This window comes from Mesorhizobium sp. M0778 (assembly GCF_040320105.1).
GTDB lineage: Bacteria > Pseudomonadota > Alphaproteobacteria > Rhizobiales > Rhizobiaceae > Mesorhizobium.
In genome coordinates, this window is record NZ_JAMYPA010000016.1 from 22,162 (window position 1) to 39,796 (window position 17,635).

A 17,635-nucleotide genomic window follows, 5' to 3' on the forward strand; every position below is an offset into this window, starting at 1 on the left:
CGCGCGGCTGAAAACAGTCCTGGGTTTGCGAACGGCGTCCGCTACTTCGCCCAATCGCAAAAGACTACGTCGAGCTAAGCGAGACGGGATAGCTATTAAGATAGATAGGGTCGAACAGGCTTATCTCCGCCTATTTGTTGAGCAGCCGACCGACATGGCTATTTGACAAGCAATGACCAGCGGGTAAGCTTGCCAGATGCAAAGTCTTCCAGGCGATCTAGAGAGCCGGTTCCGAACTGGAATGAGCATCGACGCTGCCATGGCGATGGCGACGGAGGTGCTGGAGCCCATCGGTTTCACCGCATTCATCTACGACTATACGCCGGTGCCGGTCAGTCACAAGGGCGAGCTTATCACGCCCTCGCTGATGGCTCTGCGCAACGTGCCGCGCGACATGCAGGATCTCTGGTGCAAGGGCGGATATTATCAGCTCGACCCGGTGCAGGAGGCCGCGCTCGCCGTATCGAGACCGTTTCTCTGGTCGCACAACGGCGTTCAGAGCACCGTCATGCAGCGCGTGCTTCAGTCCAGGCACGATCCTGTGGTCAGCTATCTGCTTGACACGAGGATGACCTGCGGCGTCACCGTACCCATTCGCCTTGCCGGCGGCGATCTCGCCACCTTCACCGCTATCCGTGCCGATCCGGAGGCCGGGTTCGAGGCCGAAGCCAGACCCTTCATCGCCGAGATCGGCGATCTGGGTCATCTGCTGCATGATTCCGTCTATGCCGGTTTCGATGCTGGAATCCGCACCTGCCAACATGTCCATCTGACGTCGCGCGAACGCCAGTGCCTGCGCCTGGCCGCTGCCGGACTGACGGCCAAGCAGGTCGCGCGCGAGATTGGCCGCGCGGTGCCTACCGCAACGCTGCACCTCAACGCGGCGACGCGAAAGCTTGGCGCGCGCAACCGCTTCCATGCCATCGCGCTCGCCGCCCATTACCGGCTGCTTGAACCGGAGCATTGAGGCTCTCGACCTGCGGACGATCGGCCTTGCCTCGGGCAAACCCATAACCGGCAAACCTATAAATAGTGCTAGCTGTAAATGCGCCGGGCCGCTTAGTACCGTCGGCCGCAAAACAAGGCTTGGGAGGGGTCCACACTTCGGCCCCTGCCGCGCCATGATGCGGAGCTTTGATTGTGACGGCGCATGCGATCACCGAAGGATTTAGCCAATACCAGGGCTATCGCACCTGGTACCGAGTGACCGGAGACCTCACCTCGGGCAAGCTGCCCCTGATCGTCGCTCATGGTGGACCGGGCTGCACGCACGACTATGTGGATTCATTCAAGGAGCTTGCCGAAACCGGACGAGCCGTCATCCACTACGACCAGATCGGCAATGGCAAATCGACCCATCTGCCGGATAAGGGCGGTGACTTCTGGACCGTCGATTTCTTCCTGGGCGAACTCGATGCGCTGCTCGCCCATCTCGGCATTGCCAGCCGCTACGCCCTGCTGGGCCAATCCTGGGGCGGCATACTTTCGGCCGAGCACGCGGTGCGCCGCCCGGAGGGGCTCAAGGCATTGATCCTGGCCAATTCGCTGGCCTCGATGGTGCTGTGGGTGAAAGGAGCCCGGCAATTGCGCGCCGGGCTGCCAGCCGATGTGCAAAGCGCGCTCGACCGGCACGAAGCGGCAGGAACCACCGATCATCCGGAATATGTTGCGGCGACGAAGGCTTTCTACGACCGCCATGTCTGTCGCGTCGTTCCGATGCCGCCAGAGGTCGCCCGGACATTTGCGGCAATCGAGGAAGATCCGACCGTCTATCACACCATGAATGGTCCCAATGAGTTCCACGTCATCGGCACGATGCGGAACTGGACCATCGTCGACCGCCTGCATCAGATCGAGGCGCCGACCCTGGTTTTCCGCGGCTTCTACGACGAAGCGACCGAGGCCTGCGTCCAGCCCTTTCTGGATCTTATCCCGCACGTCGAAGGTTTGGTCTTCCCGAATTCCAGCCACATGCCGCATGTCGAGGAAAAGCACGACTGCCTCGCCGCCGTCGGGCGCTTCCTGGCCAAATACGACTGACGTTCCAGCACGCCCTTCAGCCTGCGGTGGCCGAAGACGAGTGACAGTCCGCTCTCGGCGAGGTCGGCGAGCAACTCCTCGTTGCCGCCGCCGGTGCCATGACGATGCCGTCGATGCGGCGCTCCAGCACCCGGTCGATCTCGCGCGCTTCGCGTGCCGTGTTTCTCCTCGGTGTTGAACAGCAGAATATTATAGCGCTCGGCGCGCTGGTGGGCTGCGTCTCCAGTCCGCGTACGAACTCGGCGAAAAAGGGGTTGGTGACGTCCGAAATCGGCGCGGCGATGGTGCCGGTCTGGGCGGCGCGCAGGCTGCGCGCTCAGCCATCCGGCCGATATCTCAGCCCGCTGAGCTGTCTTGAGCTTCTTTTGGTCTCGACGCTCAGGGCGCGCGAACCGTTGCCGACAGGCGAGACCATCGCGGCCGACGCCGAGTGCGAAGGTGCCTGCAGGTATGGAACGTGTCCACCCCAAGTTTCGCCAAGCACGTTGCAACCGAATCTATTAGCCGGCGTTAAAGTGCGGGTGGTTTAGCGGGAGGCTTTCATGCAGACGTATCTCGTCGAGCGTATGGACGGCGACGATGTGATCTCGGTGCGCGTCGTCAACGCGCCGAGTCCGTTCAAGGCTGCGGCCATGGTGACTGATGGACATATTACCTTCCGAAAGTGGGAAAAAGACTGGATCCGCGTGACTGACGAAAATCGGGGACAGATCTATGCATATTGTTTTGTCGCCGGCAGCTACTCCGATACTGAACCATTGCCGGTATCGCCCGGGAGAACCACAGAATAGGCAATGTGCCTGAATAGCGGCGATTCCGTCTTCGATCCCACCTTGGCAGATGTGTAACAGGCGTTGCCAACTTGGCACGAACGCCAGTGCTCGCTGCGTCAAGCGCACCACGCGAGCCCGGCATGATTGGCTCTGCCGGCGGCTTGCGAAACAGGCGAAGTGACTAACCAAGCGTCCTTGGGCGAAGATCGGGGCATCATCAGAATGATCGATGAAAAGATTGGGGCGGGAGGCGATAAGTGATCCTAATCTTAGCGTGGGCAACTCATGTCTTCGGCATATTTGGGATCAGAAGTCGCGGATCAGGATCTAGCGGTGGATTGTCAGACAACGACCTCCAATAAATGGTCAAGTGTTCCACAATACGCACTGGATCAGGGTGGTCCGGTACTGCGCCCATTTCAAGGATTGGGCACCGATTTTACCAACGTTGCCGTATTCGATCACCTGAGAAATATGGTCCGCCAGTACCCCGACAAGCTTGCAATCAGCGACGGCGCCAATCGTCTGACTTATTCCCAGCTTCTCCGGTCAGTTGAGACGCTGTCCTACCAGATCGCTGCCGCCGTCCCAGACGGACAGGCGATAGGGATTCTTCAGGCCAACTCGGCCTGGTATCCCATCGCCATGCTGGCAAGCATGACGGCTGGGCGACTTTCGGTGCCACTCAACGCGCGAGATCCCAGCTCGCGGATCCTGGAAATCATGGCGGGGGCGCGGCTCTCGGCCATCCTGGGCGAGGGCAATGTCCGACCCGCCGGTTTGCCTCACCAAGTCAGTTGGATCGATGTGCCCACCAGTGCGGCCTCGCAATCGGTACAAGTGCCTCAGCCTTACCCCGTCTCGGTCGATGCGCCCGCCATCGTGCTTTATACGTCAGGGAGCACAGGCCGCCCCAAAGGCATCGTTAACAGCCAGCGCAGCTTGCTGTGCCGGGTCCAGCAATATGTCGATGCATGCCACATCAACTCGGATGATGTTTTCCTGCCATTGACCGGACCCGCCACAATCGCCGGGTACCGGGAGATTCTTGCAGCCCTTCTCACCGGGGCCACTTTGCATCTGGTCGAAGTCGAAGCGGTCGGCTTGCGCGCCGTTCAGCGCCTAGTGCGATCCGAAGGCGTGACAATCACCTATCTGGTGCCAGCGCTGCTTCGCGCGCTCATGGCCGACGGACCTGCTGAAGCGTTCCATTCGCTTAGAGTCGCCCGGATCGGTGGCGAGAAGGTGCCCTGGACCGACATCGCACTGCTGCGCAAGGCCGTCTCCGATACGTGCCTCATCCAGATCGGTTACTCGTCAACCGAGACCACCGGCTCACAATGGTTCTTGCCGCGAGACTGGCCGGAGCATGGAGATTCGGTTCCAGTTGGTTGGCTGCTGCCTGGAATCACCTTCGCAATTGTCGACGAAGCGGGCCGCTGCGTTCAATCGGGCCGCAGCGGAGAGCTTCTGATCAGGAGCCCGTATGTCTTGCTTGGCCATTGGGAGGACGGGGCGGTTATGCCGGCGACATCAGACCCGGACGATCCAGGCCTTCGGATTTTCGCGACAGGTGACCTCGTCCGACTTGATAATCAAGGCTTACTGCACATCGTCGGTCGCAAGGGACGGCAGGTAAAGATCAACGGTCGACGCGTCGAGCCAGCCGAACTCGAACGGGTGCTGCGTTGCGCGCATGCTGTTGCGGATGCCGTGGCAATCGTGACTGCGGCCAATGAGCTTGTCGCCTTTGCCGTTCCTCGGCGCTCGGCCGAAGCGAGCTTTTCGGACGAGCTTCGCCAGCTTGTGAGGATCAATCTGCCACCGCCGCTGCGTCCCTTGCGGTTACACACGATCGCCGAGATCCCGCGTCTGCCAAGCGGCAAGGTGGACATCTCGACACTTGCAGAGATGGATCTTTCAGCCAGAGGGACGGCAGCGACGGCGCGTCCGCTCGAGCCGCGAGGCAAGCTGACGGCGCAGCAGATCGTCCAGCGGGCGTGGACCAGCATCCTCAATACGCGCGTAGCGGCGGGACGCTGGGATGACGCCGGAGGAGACTCGCTGAAGCTGCTGCACTGCGTCATGGAAATCGAAAGCGCCATCGGGCAGGAACTCGGCCTTGAGGCGTTCACCGTTGGAATGAGCCTGGACGAGATGGTCAAGGCGGTCGCGTCTGCACAGGCAGGCGACCAAAGCGCGCGCGCCCAGAAGCATGATCCTCCAATTCTTTTTCTGTTCCCGGGATCCGTCGGCTACGGCCCGAGCCTTGCTGCCTTTGCAGCAGCGATGGGCAAGATCACCCGCGTTGCCCCGATCAGGTACCCAGCCCTGACCATGATCCTGCGCGGGCAAAACAGCCTCTCCGACATGGCCGATGCCGCCGTCGAGCAGATCCGCCGCGCTCAACCCGCGGGTCATATACGACTTCTCGGTCATTCGCTCGGCGGTGCTGTCGCTTTCGAAGTTGCGGCGCGGCTGCTGGCCGCGGGGCGGACCGTAAGGTTCCTTGGCATTCTCGACACCAGTCTCGTCGGCGAGCGAAGCGCTCGCTGGGAGACGTTTACGCGCACATTCAATCGAATCCGAACCAACCGCGTATCCGCTTATCGGATGGCTTGCCGGGCCCTCGCGAAAGTCGCCGTGGCAATGCGGCGCGAGGCGCAACTGGTCCGGTTTCTCGATCGTTTCGCTCAGGGACAGTTCAACGCGACGAGTTTTAGAACCAAACTGGAACTGCAAGAGGTTTTGCGCGCGCGAGCCTTCTTCCAGTGGGTGGCCGAGCCAAAGCCGGCGCTGCCGATCACAGGCACCCTGTTCCGCTGTGCTCGACCCGGAATGCCTCTGGCCATCGGCTGGGATCGCGCTTTCGGACATCTGGACGTGATTCCGATCGTCGGCAGCCACATCGATCTGGTCGTAGAACCTCACCTCGCCACCAACCGCCCGCTTATCGAGAAAGCGGTGGCGCAAACCTATTCGCCAACCGAGTCTCGCAAACTGGAGTACAAGCTATCGACCTGATCTCAACATTCAGCAAGGACGCGCTTGTGCTCGACGCTGCTGCGGAGGTCGATCGCATCGTCCAGATCCTGCGCCAGCAGGTCCTTGGCACGCTGCGACGTCGAGGCGCGGTTGTCGGCCTCTCAGGCGGCATCGACAGCTCCGTCGTCGCGGCGTTGTGTGTTCGCGCCTTTGGGAAAGACAAGGTCCTCGGAATATTCATGCCGGAGCGCCACTCCTCCGGTGACTCGCTAAGGCTTGGCCGCACTGTCGCCGCACAGCTTGGCATCGATGCGATCCTAGAGGACATAACACCGGCCCTCGAAGCGATCGGCGCCTATTGTCGGCAGACCGAGGCAATCCAGACTGTCGTTCCCGACTATGGGGACGGCTGGAAATGCAAGCTGGTGCTGGCCTCAGTTCTCGAGAGCAATGGTCTCAACATCACGCGCCTCACGGTTCAGGACCCTGAGGGCAGGACCGACACGGTGCGTCTGCCGTCGGCAGCCTATCTGCAGATCGTCGCCGCAACCAATTACAAGCAGCGCCTGCGCAAGATGACCGAGTACTATCATGCCGACCGCCTCAACTACGCGGTAGCGGGCACGCCGAACCGCCTGGAATACGACCAGGGCTTCTTCGTCAAGCAGGGCGACGGAATCGCCGACCTGATGCCAATCGTTCACCTCTACAAGACCCAGGTCTACCAGTTGGCCGAATATCTTGGGGTGGAGGAAGAGGTCCGGCGCAGACCGCCCACCACGGACACCTTCTCGATGGCGCAGAGCCAGGAGGAGTTCTACTTCGCACTGCCTTATTATCTGATGGATTTGTGCCTCTACGGGTTAAACCACGGGATCGCTAGCGAAGACGTCGCCGAGGCCACCGGTCTCACCGTGGTGCAGGTTCAGAAAGTTTTCAAGGATATCGACAGCAAACGGCGCGCCGCACGTTATCTTCACGCGCGGCCGTTGGTGTCCTCTTCAATGGGCGAGGGCTAGGCGATGTGCGGCATCGCCGGAATTGTGTCGCTGAGCGCCGCCGCGGCGCCCCCTTCCCGTGATGCGCTGATGCGCATGGTAGGCACACTGGCGCATCGCGGCCCGGACGAGCGCGGTCTTTACCGGGACAAACGTGCGGGATTGGCGCATGCCCGTCTGTCCGTCATCGATCTCGCCAGTGGCCAGCAGCCACTCGCTGGCGCGGGCGACACAATGTGGATCGTCTTTAACGGCGAAATCTTCAATTACATCGAGCTGCGACAAGACCTGGTCGCGCTCGGTTATCGCTTCCGCACACGCAGCGACACGGAGGTCATCGTCCATGCCTATCATGCCTGGGGCGAGGCCGCCTTCGAGCGGATGAATGGGCAATGGGCAGTCGCCATTTGGGACTCCGTGGCGGGTCGACTCGTCTTGTCGCGGGATCGGTTCGGCATCTGTCCGCTGCATTTTTGCGAGCATGGCGGACGGCTTTACTTTGCCAGCGAGGTGAAGGCCATTTTCGCGGCCGATGCGGATATACCCCGCGCCTTCGATCCAGCCGGCATCGATCAGACTTTCACGCTCTGGACCGTCGTGCCGCCACAAGGCGTGTTTGGAGGAGTAAGCGAACTCACTCCAGGGCACATTCGCATTTATGACAGTGGCATCGTTCGCGAGCGGGCTTTTTGGAAGCCAAGCTATCCAGAGGTTGACGGACCCGGCGATGACGAATTCGCCGGTTCACTTGATGACGCGGTGGAGGAAGTGCGCGGCGCCCTGGAAGCCGCTACGGCGCTCAGGATAGTACGCGCCGACGTGCCGGTCGGCTGCTATTTGTCCGGCGGGCTCGACAGCTCGCTGGTCGCCGCGCTTGGAAGACGCTTCGCCGGCGGGCGCTTCCAGACTTTCTCCCTGCGTTTTGCCGACGCCGAGTATGACGAGACTCATTTCCAGCGCCTGGTTGCCGGCGTGGCGGGAAGCGAGCACCATGAGGTGGTTGTTTCGCGCAGCGATATCGCTGGCATCTTCCCTGAGGTGATCTACCACACCGAGCGGCCAATCCTCAGGACCGCGCCGGCGCCGCTGTTCCTGCTATCGAGACTGGTGCGTCAGCATGGCATCAAGGTCGTGCTGACCGGCGAAGGGGCCGACGAAATGTTCGCCGGCTACGATCTGTTCCGCGAGGGCAAGGTCCGCCGTTTCTGGGGACGCCAGCCCGCCTCGACGCGACGCTCCCGGCTGCTGGAGCGCCTCTATCCCTATCTCAGCCGCTCGCCGGTGCAACAGCAGGCGATGGCACGCCAGTTCTTCGGGCGCGACATCCACGCCCATGACGCACCTGGTTTTGCGCATGGCACGCGCTGGCGTACCACGAGCGCCATCAAGCGGCTGTTTTCGGCAGACATGCGCGCCCAAACGGAGCGCCGCAACGCCGTGTCCGAGCTGCTTGCCCGCCTGCCGGCGGAGTTTTCGCGATGGGACTCCCTTGCGCAGGACCAGCATATCGAGATCCAGACGCTGATGTCGGGATACCTGCTTTCATCGCAAGGGGACAGGATGCTCTTGGCCCATTCCGTCGAGGGGCGCTTCCCATTCCTCGATCATGAACTCGTGAGGCTCGCGAATTCGCTTCCGGCCGCCTACAAGCTGCGCGTGCTCGATGAAAAGCATGTTCTGAAGCGTGTGGCGCAACCGATTGTGCCGTCGGAAATCGTCACTCGCAAGAAGCAGCCCTACCGGGCCCCCAACGCGCTTTGCTTCGTCGCCGATGGCGCTCCGGCCTATATTCGCGAAGCACTTTCGGAGGCGGCGCTGCGCGAGGCAAACGTCTTCGATCCTAAGTCGGTTGCCCGTCTCCTGAGCAAGTGCCAGGCCAGCGCCGGCGGCGCCGACCTGTCCAACTCCGACAATATGGCGCTGGTCGGGGTGCTGTCGACGCAGCTTCTTCATGAGCAATTTATCGCGAGCCGACCAAGTGGAGCTCGCACGCTCAAGCTCAGCGTCGATATCGACCGCGAGCATCGCGCAGAGGTGCTCGCATGATGCATGGCGCCGTACCGCTCCTGCACGACTATCTCATCCACTCTGCCAGCCGGCTCGGCGGGAAGGTGGCCCTGGTGTGCGGTAATCAACGTGTCACCTACGGCGATCTCGATATGCGGTCGAACGCCATAGCGCATCATTTGAGCCAGGCCGGAATCGCGCGCGGCGATCGGGTGGTGATCTTCGCCGACAACACTGTCGAGGCCGTCGTCGCTTTCTGGGCCGTGCTCAAGGCCAACGCCGTGGTGTGCATCGTCAATCCACTCACCAAAAGCGACAAGCTTGGTTATCTGCTCAACGATTGCCGCCCGACGGCACTGATCACCGACAACCACCTGCATTCGATTTTCAGGGAGCCGGCGCGGAATTGCCCATCGTTGCGCTGCATGATCGTCTCCGGGCCGATCGAACGCGACGACCTGCAAGAACTGCCGCATGCTGTGCGCTGGGAAACTGCGGTCGCGGCAGCCCGCAGCACGCCGCCCGCGCGCCGCTGCATCGATATCGATCTTGCTGCAATCATTTATACGTCCGGCTCGACGGGCGAGCCCAAGGGCGTGATGCTGACGCACCGAAACATGGTTGCCGCGTGCGCCTCGATTTCCTCATACCTGGCGCTTGCTGAAGACGAGGTGATCCTCAACGTCCTGCCGCTCGCCTTCGACTACGGCCTGTACCAGATGATCATGGCATTCGGCGCGGGCGCCCGGCTGGTGCTTGAACGCTCGTTCGCCTTCCCCGCGCAGATCCTTGGGCTGATCAAGCAAGAAAGGGTGACGGGCTTTCCCGGCGTACCGACCATCTTCGCCGCACTCGGGGAGCTCAAGTCTCTCAGGGATCAGGATTTTTCGAGTATTCGCTATGTCACGAACACTGCGGCCGCTCTGCCGCTCAAGCACATTCTCCTGCTTCAGGAGCTATTTTCTCGTGCCCGTATCTATTCGATGTACGGCCTTACCGAATGCAAGCGCTGTACCTACCTGCCGCCGGAGGATCTCGAGCGAAAGCCGTTGAGCGTCGGGATCGCCATCCCCAATACGGAAATGTGGATTGTCGACGAGCATGACAGGCGGGTCGGCCACGGTGTCGTTGGCCAGCTCGTCATCCGCGGAGCGACGGTGATGAAGGGTTACTGGGGCAAGCCGGAGGCGACGGCCAGGAAGCTCAAGCCCGGACCGCTGCCGGGCGAGCAGGTCCTGTACACCGGCGATTACTGCCGGATGGACGCCGAGGGCTACCTCTACTTTGTCGGTCGCGGCGACGAGATCATAAAATCGCGGGGCGAGAAGATAGCGCCGAAGGAGGTGGAAAACGTGTTGATGGAGATTGCGGGCGTACGGGAAGCCGCGGTCATCGGCGTTCCGGACGAGTTGCTTGGACAAGCAGTGAAGGCATTTGTCGTGATGGAGCAAGGAAGCATGATCGGTGAAAAGCAGTTGCAGAAAGAGTGCCAGAGACGACTGGAAAACTTCATGGTTCCAAAGTCGATCGTCATCGTACCCAGTCTGCCGATGACCGACACGGGCAAACTCAAAAAAACCGCCCTGTCATGAGTCGGTATCAGGGCGAAGTTGATCAGCATTCATTTTTTGTACCGGAGGCGAAATCAATGTTGTCTACCAAGGATAGAACCGATACCTGCAGCGATCAAATTCGCGCTTTCCTGGCGTCGAATTTCTATATAGCCGATCCAGAGAGCCTGGAGAGCGACACCTCGCTTCTCGACCAAGGCATCGTGGACTCGACGGGGGTGCTCGAGGTTATCGGCTTCATCGAGGAGACCTTCGGCATCACGGTCGAAGACAGCGAGCTGCTGCCCGAGAATCTCGATTCCATCGAGGGAATTGCGCAATATGTCATGCGCAAGAGAAACTGATTTGCCGACATCTCGCGCAACTCTGTTTCAAGTCCCCGACCGTTTCCGGTTGCGACAGCGCGTCTAGGCCTGTCGCGACGGCGGTGCTTACGCCTGCGCCTTCGTATGCCCCACAACCACCCTGCCCTCGCCGGCCTGGTTGGTGACTGCCCGGATACTCTCATAAGCCTTGGAACGCTCGAGCAAACTCATGACCTGCCGGTCCTGGCCAAGCCCAACCTCGAAAAGCAGGATGCCTCCGCGCCGCAAATAACGCGGCGCGTCCTTGAGCACTCGCATATGGATGCTCAGACCGTAGGGTCCGGCTGCGAACGCTTCACGCGGCTCGAGCTCGACCAAATGCGAACGATCGCCCTCGAGCCGTTTTTCCGAAATATAGGGCGGGTTGCAAACGATCACGTCGATCGTGCCGTCAAGCTCCAAGCCGGAGAAGGCGCCGAACAAGTCGCCCTGAAGCACCGTTACCCGCTCCTCCATATCAAGATGGGTGACGTTGCGGCGCGCGACCTCCACGCATCCGTCGGTAAGATCGCTTGCCCACACGCGCGCGGTGGGAGCGTGGTGCGCGATGGCGCACGCCAGATTGCCCGCCCCACAGCACATGTCGACAACGCGAGGCACCGGCAAGTTCAGTTGGCTCAGAACATCGAGAGCGGCGTTGCCGAGCAGTTCCGTTTCCGGCCGAGGAACAAGCGCACCGGGCGAGACCAGCAGCTGCAATCCCATGAAGGTGCTGCGGCCCCTGCCGTAGGCGTCGGCAACATTGATCTCTTCGCTCACGACACTCGCCTCCCCGTTTTAGCCGGCGTTGGTGGCCGACAATTGCGTTCCGATGAAGTGTATCTCAAAACCGTTTAACTCTCGATCGACAAAATCAAAACCCATCCGTCCCCAGACGCTTCGACGCCTTGATGCTACAAAGATGACCATAAGCTTCTGCGCTGTGTCATGATTAGGAATATCTCCTTACCAGACCCGGTTATCCCCAGCCTGGCGAGCCAGTTGCCGAATTCTCAGCCTGGCGTCACGATTTTGCTACATTTTAATCAAAGAAGGCACATATGTAAGCAATTCGTAATGTTCCAGCAGCGAAGGGCGGAGCTGCTGCTTCCCGGAAGGTTAAAGTTTGTCCCTCATCGAAAGAACCGACGAGATTGCGCGGCAATTTCGCGTCAAAGAGCGCATATCATGAAGTCAACCAAAGGGCGCTCGCTCGATCTACGATCCGCGATGTTCGGCTGTGTGCACGGCCTCGTTGGCGTAGGCGTTTTCTCCGCATTGATAAATATCCTCGCCTTGACCGGCTCCGTCTACATGCTCCAGGTCTACGATCGCGTGCTGCCTTCGCAGAGCGTGCCGACTCTTGTCGGATTTACAGTCGGGATGCTGGGACTTTACGCGGCCTACGGGCTCCTCGATTTCGTGAGGCTTCGCCTGTTGGTCCGCATCGGCAGCCGCCTGCATAGAAATCTGCAGCAAAAGGCGTTCGCAGCCTCGCTTTCCCTGCCCCTCGTTGCCGGGCCGGATGCGAACCGGGTACATCCGCTTCGTGATCTGGACCAGCTACGTGGCTTTCTTTCCGGACTGGGGCCGACAGTCTTATTCGACGCTCCCTGGATACCATTTTATATGGTGGTCATCTATCTGCTGCACCCTGCGCTTGGCGTGCTGGCAACGCTCGGCGCATGCGCCGTTGTGCTTTTGACGGTGGCTGCGGAGATCATCGGCCGCAAACCTGCGGCTCGTGCGTCTGAAACACTCGTTGCGCAGCGGCTTCTGGCCGATTCCGGCCGCCGCAACGCAGAGGTTGTTCAGGCTATGGGCCTGTCCGCCCCGCTTAGCCGGCGCTGGAACGAGGTCAGTCATCTTTATCTGAAGAACCAGGAACGGCTCTCCGACGTCGTTGGCGCAGCGAGCTCACTGTCGAAGACGCTCCGAATGGCCTTGCAATCATGCGTGCTGGGGCTTGGTGCCTACCTCGTGATCGGGGGCGAGGCCTCGCCGGGTGTGATCATAGCGTCGTCCATATTGCTGGGCCGCTCACTGGCGCCGGTCGATGTGGCGATCGCAAATTGGAGAGGGTTTCTGGCAACCCGCAAAAGCTATTCCGAGCTGGCGGCAGCGCTGGATGCTTTTGATAGCCAGCAAGAGCCAATGGAACTGCCACGCCCAAAGGCGGAGCTTGCGGTCGAGGAATTGACGGTCGCGCCACCAAGTCTGCAGAAGCCAACAATCTTCAATGTAAGCTTCCGCTTGGCGAGGGGCGCAGGGTTGGCGGTCGTCGGCCCGAGCGGCTCCGGCAAGACCACGCTCGTGCGCGCTTTGGTCGGGGCATGGAAGCCGCTTCGAGGAACGGTAAGATTGGACGGCGCCTCGCTCGATCAGTGGAATTCAGAGCTGCTCGGCATTCATATTGGCTACCTGCCGCAGGACGTTGAGCTGTTCGACGGCACGATCGCCGACAACATTTCAAGGTTCGGCGGCAAAAGCGACGCAAGGGGCGTGTTGGCAGCTGCCAAAGCTGCGGGCGTGGACAAGATGATCATGCGTCTTCCGCAGGGTTTTCAAACACGCATCGGAGAAGGCGGCGCAGCCCTGTCGGCTGGGCAGAGGCAGCTCGTCGGACTTGCCAGGGCACTTTACGGTGATCCATTCCTCGTCGTTCTTGACGAACCAAATTCCAATCTGGATGCAGACGGCGATGCTGCTTTGGCCGGCGCGATCCTGGCAGTGCGTCAGCGCGGCGGTATCGTGATCGTCGTTGCGCATCGCCCCTCCGCTCTCGTCAACATCGATCAGGTACTCGTCCTGTCGAACGGGATGCTCCATTCGTTCGGTTCGCGCGAAGACGTTCTGGCAAATGTGATCCGGCCCTTCCCGCGTCCGGACAAGCCAAACATTGTCGTTCCGCTGCAGCACGGTGCAAGCGGGCATGCGTGAGGTATTGCTTAGTGTCTAACGTGACCATGTCGTCATATGCTGCGGTCGCTGGCGAAGGCCAGCCGACCGGGGCGAAGCCAGAGCCGGATGGCATTCGAGCCAATTTACCCTGGGGCAATCTGCTCCGGAGCCTGGCAGAACATTCTCGTTCCGCTGCACAGAGGTGCAGCCGGGCATATGTGAGGTATCGCTCTACTGTTACCGTGTCGCCATACGCCGCGCCCGGTGGCGAAAGCCGTTCGTTGGAAACGAAGCCGGATCCGGATGGCATCCGGGCCAATCTGCTCTTGGGCTTGGCAACCAGCTTGCTGTTGATCTTTGGCGGAGGGCTGTGGTTGGGATTGACCAAGATTGCCGGCGCGGTGATTGCGCCTGCAACTGTGGTGGTCGAAAGCAACATAAAAAAAGTCCAGCATCAAACCGGCGGCACCATCGGCGGAATCTTCGCGCAGGACGGCGATCACGTGAAGGCCGGCGACGTGTTGGTCAGGCTGGACAACACATTGACCCGAGCAAACCTGCAGATAATCACCGAGGACCTCAATCGAGCCACCATTCGTCTGGCCCGGCTGGAAGCCGAGCGCCAGGGTCTGCCGGAAATGCAGATCCCGCCTGGCCTTCGGGTTCAAATGGGTGACCCGCAAGTGGCGGCGCTTGTCAGTGGCGAACGTGCCTTGTTCGAAAGCCGTGCTGCGGCGCTGGCTGGCCAGAAGGCACAATTGCAAAGCCGCGCTAAGCAGCTGGAACGTCAGATCGATGGCCTCAAATCGCAGCAGTCTGCGACGGATGAGTCTCTGGATCTGCTGACCAAGAACCTTGCTGACGTCGAATCTCTCTACGCAAAGAAGTTGGTCTCCAAGGAGAGGTTGAGCACTGTCAGCCTGGAGAAGACCCGGACTCGCGGCGAATCGGGACGCCTTGTCGCAGCGATAGCAGAGGTACAAGCTCACATCAGTGAAACGGACCTGCAGGTGCTTCAGCTCGACGAACAAATGCGGAGCGACGTGACCAACGAACTTCGCGAAACGGAAGCCAAGCAGACCGAACTCAGTGAGCGCAAGGTGGTGGCCGAAGACGAGCTCGGCAGGACAGACATTCGCGCCCCGCAATCAGGCACGGTACAAGAATCCTCGGTCCACACCGTCGGAGGCGTGATTGGCGCCGGAGAGGTGCTCATGATGATTGTGCCCGATTCCGACAACCTTGTCGTAGACGCTTCCATTCCTCCGTCGCGCATTGATGAGATCCATCCCGGACAGCAGGTGTCGATCCGCTTTCCGGCGTTCGACGCCGGCACTACACCGGCTTGCGAAGGCTCGGTCAACCGCGTCTCCGCAGATCTGATCAAGGATCAGCAACGTCAGCTTTCCTATTTTTCGGCGCGCATCGATGTCGAGAACGAAGCGACCTGCCTGACAGGAGAGAAAATCCTCAAACCGGGCATGCCCGCCGAAGTCCATATAAGAACCGACGAGCGCAGTGTCTGGTCCTACTTGATGAAACCTCTTACCGACCAATTTTCCAGAGCTTTCAGGCAGTAAGCGGCTGCCAACCCAGTGGCGGCCGCTTGGCTCGAGGCGCAGCCGATCTATCGGATCGCCGCGCTCTCGAGAGCGCTGCTGAACTTTACCTCGATCGTGTCTCCCGGCATGACCTCGGTGTCTTCTTGGGCCGGCTGTTTCCGCCATTCTTCGCCGACCCTGCGAACGATCGTGACCTCGGCTTGGATCGTCTCACCGGCAACCGGCAACGGCAGGGCGGCAGCTCCCGTGGGCTGCAACTTCTGGCTGGCGGCGCGAAGTCTTGCATTGATGTCGGCAAGACGCACATTGGTATCTTTCAACTCAGTCAGCAGACCTATCCTTCTTTGGTTGTCATTGCGTTCGTGCTGTCTGGCAAAATCAGCCTGCTGACGTCGTGCTCTCATAAGTTCAACCGACGTTTCGAGTGCCCGGCTGGAAGAGAGTACCAAAGCGCGCCGGACGTCGGCGAGCCGGTTATTGGTGAGATTTCCGGACTCAAACGCTTTCCTTACGCGCGCCAGCTCGTCTTCGTCCGCCTTCACGCCATCCGCTTCGGCCTGCTCGCGTTTGAGCAAGGTCTCGGTTTGTGCAGCGGCATCCTTGCCACTTTTATCGAGAAAGCTCTGCTCTTGGTGGAAGTTGTCCAACGAGAGCTTCAGCCCTTCTGCTTCGGCCTGGGCGATCGCCGATGCAAAAACTGCCGGCAAGGGCGATCCTTGTGGTGGCTGCATGTCGAAGCTCGATTTGCCCTGAAGTTCGGCGCGAATGCGGGCGCTGTGATAGTAGTCTCTCGTGTATTCCCCCCAAAGCGATTCGTAATCGCGCCGCAGATCCACCGGATCGGGGCCAACCTGGTTTGCCCGGGACCGCAAAAGGCTGAAACCACCTGACACGGCAATCGCCTGCCGCACGGTCATCAGCGGCCGGTAGGCCTGCTGTCCGGGAGTGAGCACATCCCCTGTCACATAGATCGGCCGATATTCTGCGACCACGGCGGTCACGTCTGTCGGCTTGATGACGATCATTTGCTCCCGCCCGTCAGGCAGACGATGGTGGAATATCTTGGTTGGCAGGATCGTCTGCATGCGTGTTTGCAGTTCGGCCGGGCTTAGGCCGCCCACCGAAACCATCCCGACTTCGGGAAGCGCGATCGTGCCGTCCATCTGGACCACGGCACGTTGCGTTCGCTCCGGGATGGAGGCAATTCCTATCTCGACGGTGTCGCCGGCGGAAAGTCGATAGGCGACCTGCGCTTCCGCTGCAGCGGCCGTATCCATGGCAGCCAGCATGCCGAGCACGACAAGAAGGATTCGGTTAACAAGGACCATTGGTGACAATCTCCTTCTGGTTCGAATCCAGCGACAACTGCGGAGCCAATCCACCCAGGCGAAAGCTCATGTCATGTAACCCATCTCATGGCGCACCCGGCCTTCGCTGAGGCGTCCCTGCCACCATCCGATGGTCCGCTCCAACCCTTCGCGCAGGCTGGTCTGGGCGCGCCATCCAGTCTTGCTTTCGAGGAGCGAAGAATCAGCCAGCAAGGCACGCACCTCTGAATTCTGCGGCCGCAGGCGGCGCTCGTCGCGGTGAATTGGTTTCTTGCAGCCACTCAACTCGACCACCAGATCCAATATGTCCGAGATCGTCACGGCGCGCTGGCTTCCGGCATTGTAGGCATGGCCAAATTCGAGCTCGGCCGAACCTGCGGTCAAAAACGCCGCCGCAGTGTCTTCCACGAAAGTAAGATCGCGGATCGGGCTGGTGTCTCCCACCATGATCGCCGAGCATTTCTTGTCGAGAGCCTGACGTATGATGGTCGGTACGATGGCCCGCTCGCTCTGGCGTGGGCCATACGTATTGAAGGGCCGCATGATGACCACGGGGACGTCGAACGATCTGGCGTACGACTCCGCCATCATGTCCGCACCGATCTTGGATGCCGAATATGGTGACTGTCCCTGCAACGGGTGTGATTCGCTGATGGGCATTGTCAGCGCGGTGCCATAAACCTCGCTTGTCGAGGTGTGCACCACCCGCTCCGTCTCCCATTGCCGCGCCGCTTCGAGGACGTTGACCGTGCCCAGGATGTTGGTTTCTACATAGGACTGGGCCGCGGCATACGAATATGGGATCGCGATCAGTGCGGCGAGATGAAACACCACCGCCTGGCCACGCACGATCCGGTTAAGGAACGCGCTGTCACGAACATCACCGCGGATGAGGTTCAGCTGGCTTCGAATGGTGTCCGGCAAATCGTCCAGCCAGCCGTGGCTGTCGAACGAATTGTAGAGAGCCAGCGCAGTGACGTCCGCGCCGCTACGGACGAGTGCTTCGGTGAGATGCGACCCGATGAACCCATCGGCACCGGTAACCAGAACTTTCCTGCCCTTGTATGCCATGACCCAAGCGTTCCCCCTATGACGTGAGGCACTGACTTTGCAAATCCACGAGAGC

At 60.5% G+C, this 17,635-nt stretch carries 14 protein-coding genes; 11 read left to right on the forward strand and 3 right to left on the reverse strand.

What is annotated here, in order from left to right:
* Nucleotides 1-241 precede the first annotated feature (241 nt).
* The 9 genes from NKI22_RS21255 (at nucleotide 242) to NKI22_RS21295 (ending at nucleotide 10,718) form a co-directional block, all read left to right on the forward strand.
* Nucleotides 242-967: a LuxR family transcriptional regulator gene (locus NKI22_RS21255; RefSeq protein WP_352639388.1), complete on the forward strand. Its 726-nt coding sequence runs from the start codon at nucleotides 242-244 to the stop codon at nucleotides 965-967.
* A gap of 173 nt (nucleotides 968-1,140) precedes the next feature.
* Nucleotides 1,141-2,040, forward strand: a complete 900-nt coding sequence (locus NKI22_RS21260; RefSeq protein WP_352639386.1) for a proline iminopeptidase-family hydrolase — start codon at nucleotides 1,141-1,143, stop codon at nucleotides 2,038-2,040.
* 98 nt (nucleotides 2,041-2,138) lie between these two features.
* Nucleotides 2,139-2,570 carry a hypothetical protein gene (locus NKI22_RS21265; RefSeq protein ID WP_352639384.1) on the forward strand — a complete coding sequence of 144 codons (432 nt, stop codon included), beginning with the start codon at nucleotides 2,139-2,141 and terminating at the stop codon, nucleotides 2,568-2,570.
* A 12-nt stretch (nucleotides 2,571-2,582) separates the two neighbouring features.
* Nucleotides 2,583-2,831: a hypothetical protein gene (locus NKI22_RS21270; protein WP_023718545.1), complete on the forward strand. Its 249-nt coding sequence runs from the start codon at nucleotides 2,583-2,585 to the stop codon at nucleotides 2,829-2,831.
* A gap of 267 nt (nucleotides 2,832-3,098) precedes the next feature.
* Nucleotides 3,099-5,837: an AMP-binding protein gene (locus tag NKI22_RS21275; protein WP_502897709.1), complete on the forward strand. Its 2,739-nt coding sequence runs from the start codon at nucleotides 3,099-3,101 to the stop codon at nucleotides 5,835-5,837.
* The gene (nadE, locus tag NKI22_RS21280; protein ID WP_031193946.1) at nucleotides 5,834-6,817 is read left to right on the forward strand and encodes an NAD(+) synthase; all 984 of its coding nucleotides are present in this window, start codon (nucleotides 5,834-5,836) and stop codon (nucleotides 6,815-6,817) included. Before NKI22_RS21275 ends, nadE begins: the two co-directional genes overlap by 4 nt.
* A 3-nt stretch (nucleotides 6,818-6,820) precedes the next feature.
* A complete protein-coding gene (asnB, locus tag NKI22_RS21285) occupies nucleotides 6,821-8,842 on the forward strand; it encodes an asparagine synthase (glutamine-hydrolyzing) (RefSeq protein WP_352494500.1) in 2,022 nt (673 codons plus the stop codon).
* Complete coding sequence (locus NKI22_RS21290; protein ID WP_023718549.1) at nucleotides 8,839-10,395, forward strand: class I adenylate-forming enzyme family protein; 1,557 nt, start codon at nucleotides 8,839-8,841, stop codon at nucleotides 10,393-10,395. The genes asnB and NKI22_RS21290 overlap by 4 nt, the downstream gene beginning before the upstream one ends.
* Nucleotides 10,396-10,451: 56 nt before the next feature.
* The gene (locus NKI22_RS21295) at nucleotides 10,452-10,718 is read left to right on the forward strand and encodes an acyl carrier protein (protein WP_023718550.1); all 267 of its coding nucleotides are present in this window, start codon (nucleotides 10,452-10,454) and stop codon (nucleotides 10,716-10,718) included.
* 87 nt (nucleotides 10,719-10,805) lie between these two features.
* Here the strand turns inward: NKI22_RS21295 and NKI22_RS21300 are convergent, their stop codons facing one another.
* A complete protein-coding gene (locus NKI22_RS21300; RefSeq protein ID WP_023718551.1) occupies nucleotides 10,806-11,498 on the reverse strand; it encodes a N5-glutamine methyltransferase family protein in 693 nt (230 codons plus the stop codon).
* Nucleotides 11,499-11,906: 408 nt separating this feature from the next.
* On the opposite strand from NKI22_RS21300, the gene NKI22_RS21305 reads away from it, so the two are divergent.
* Together NKI22_RS21305 and NKI22_RS21310 are read left to right on the forward strand one after the other, a co-directional pair.
* Nucleotides 11,907-13,658, forward strand: coding sequence for a type I secretion system permease/ATPase (locus tag NKI22_RS21305; protein WP_023718552.1), 1,752 nt, complete (start codon nucleotides 11,907-11,909; stop codon nucleotides 13,656-13,658).
* A gap of 242 nt (nucleotides 13,659-13,900) precedes the next feature.
* Nucleotides 13,901-15,199, forward strand: a complete 1,299-nt coding sequence (locus NKI22_RS21310; protein WP_352589441.1) for an HlyD family type I secretion periplasmic adaptor subunit — start codon at nucleotides 13,901-13,903, stop codon at nucleotides 15,197-15,199.
* Nucleotides 15,200-15,246: 47 nt separating this feature from the next.
* Here the strand turns inward: NKI22_RS21310 and NKI22_RS21315 are convergent, their stop codons facing one another.
* Together NKI22_RS21315 and NKI22_RS21320 are read right to left on the reverse strand one after the other, a co-directional pair.
* On the reverse strand, nucleotides 15,247-16,509 hold the full coding sequence (locus tag NKI22_RS21315; protein WP_352639375.1) for a polysaccharide biosynthesis/export family protein: 1,263 nt from the start codon (nucleotides 16,507-16,509) through the stop codon (nucleotides 15,247-15,249).
* A gap of 66 nt (nucleotides 16,510-16,575) precedes the next feature.
* A complete protein-coding gene (locus tag NKI22_RS21320) occupies nucleotides 16,576-17,580 on the reverse strand; it encodes an SDR family NAD(P)-dependent oxidoreductase (protein WP_023718555.1) in 1,005 nt (334 codons plus the stop codon).
* Between the last annotated feature and the right edge of the window lie 55 nt (nucleotides 17,581-17,635).

Excerpts from the sequence above, each read along its gene's own strand:
- NKI22_RS21255 (WP_352639388.1), top strand. The coding sequence starts at position 242 with ATGAGCATCGACGCTGCCATGGCGATGGCGACGGAGGTGCTGGAGCCC.
- NKI22_RS21265 (WP_352639384.1), top strand. The coding sequence starts at position 2,139 with ATGACGATGCCGTCGATGCGGCGCTCCAGCACCCGGTCGATCTCGCGC.
- NKI22_RS21270 (WP_023718545.1), top strand. The coding sequence starts at position 2,583 with ATGCAGACGTATCTCGTCGAGCGTATGGACGGCGACGATGTGATCTCG.
- NKI22_RS21275 (WP_502897709.1), top strand. The coding sequence starts at position 3,099 with ATGTCTTCGGCATATTTGGGATCAGAAGTCGCGGATCAGGATCTAGCG.
- asnB (WP_352494500.1), top strand. The coding sequence starts at position 6,821 with ATGTGCGGCATCGCCGGAATTGTGTCGCTGAGCGCCGCCGCGGCGCCC.
- NKI22_RS21290 (WP_023718549.1), top strand. The coding sequence starts at position 8,839 with ATGATGCATGGCGCCGTACCGCTCCTGCACGACTATCTCATCCACTCT.
- NKI22_RS21295 (WP_023718550.1), top strand. The coding sequence starts at position 10,452 with ATGTTGTCTACCAAGGATAGAACCGATACCTGCAGCGATCAAATTCGC.
- NKI22_RS21305 (WP_023718552.1), top strand. The coding sequence starts at position 11,907 with ATGAAGTCAACCAAAGGGCGCTCGCTCGATCTACGATCCGCGATGTTC.
- NKI22_RS21315 (WP_352639375.1), bottom strand. The coding sequence starts at position 16,509 with ATGGTCCTTGTTAACCGAATCCTTCTTGTCGTGCTCGGCATGCTGGCT.
- NKI22_RS21320 (WP_023718555.1), bottom strand. The coding sequence starts at position 17,580 with ATGGCATACAAGGGCAGGAAAGTTCTGGTTACCGGTGCCGATGGGTTC.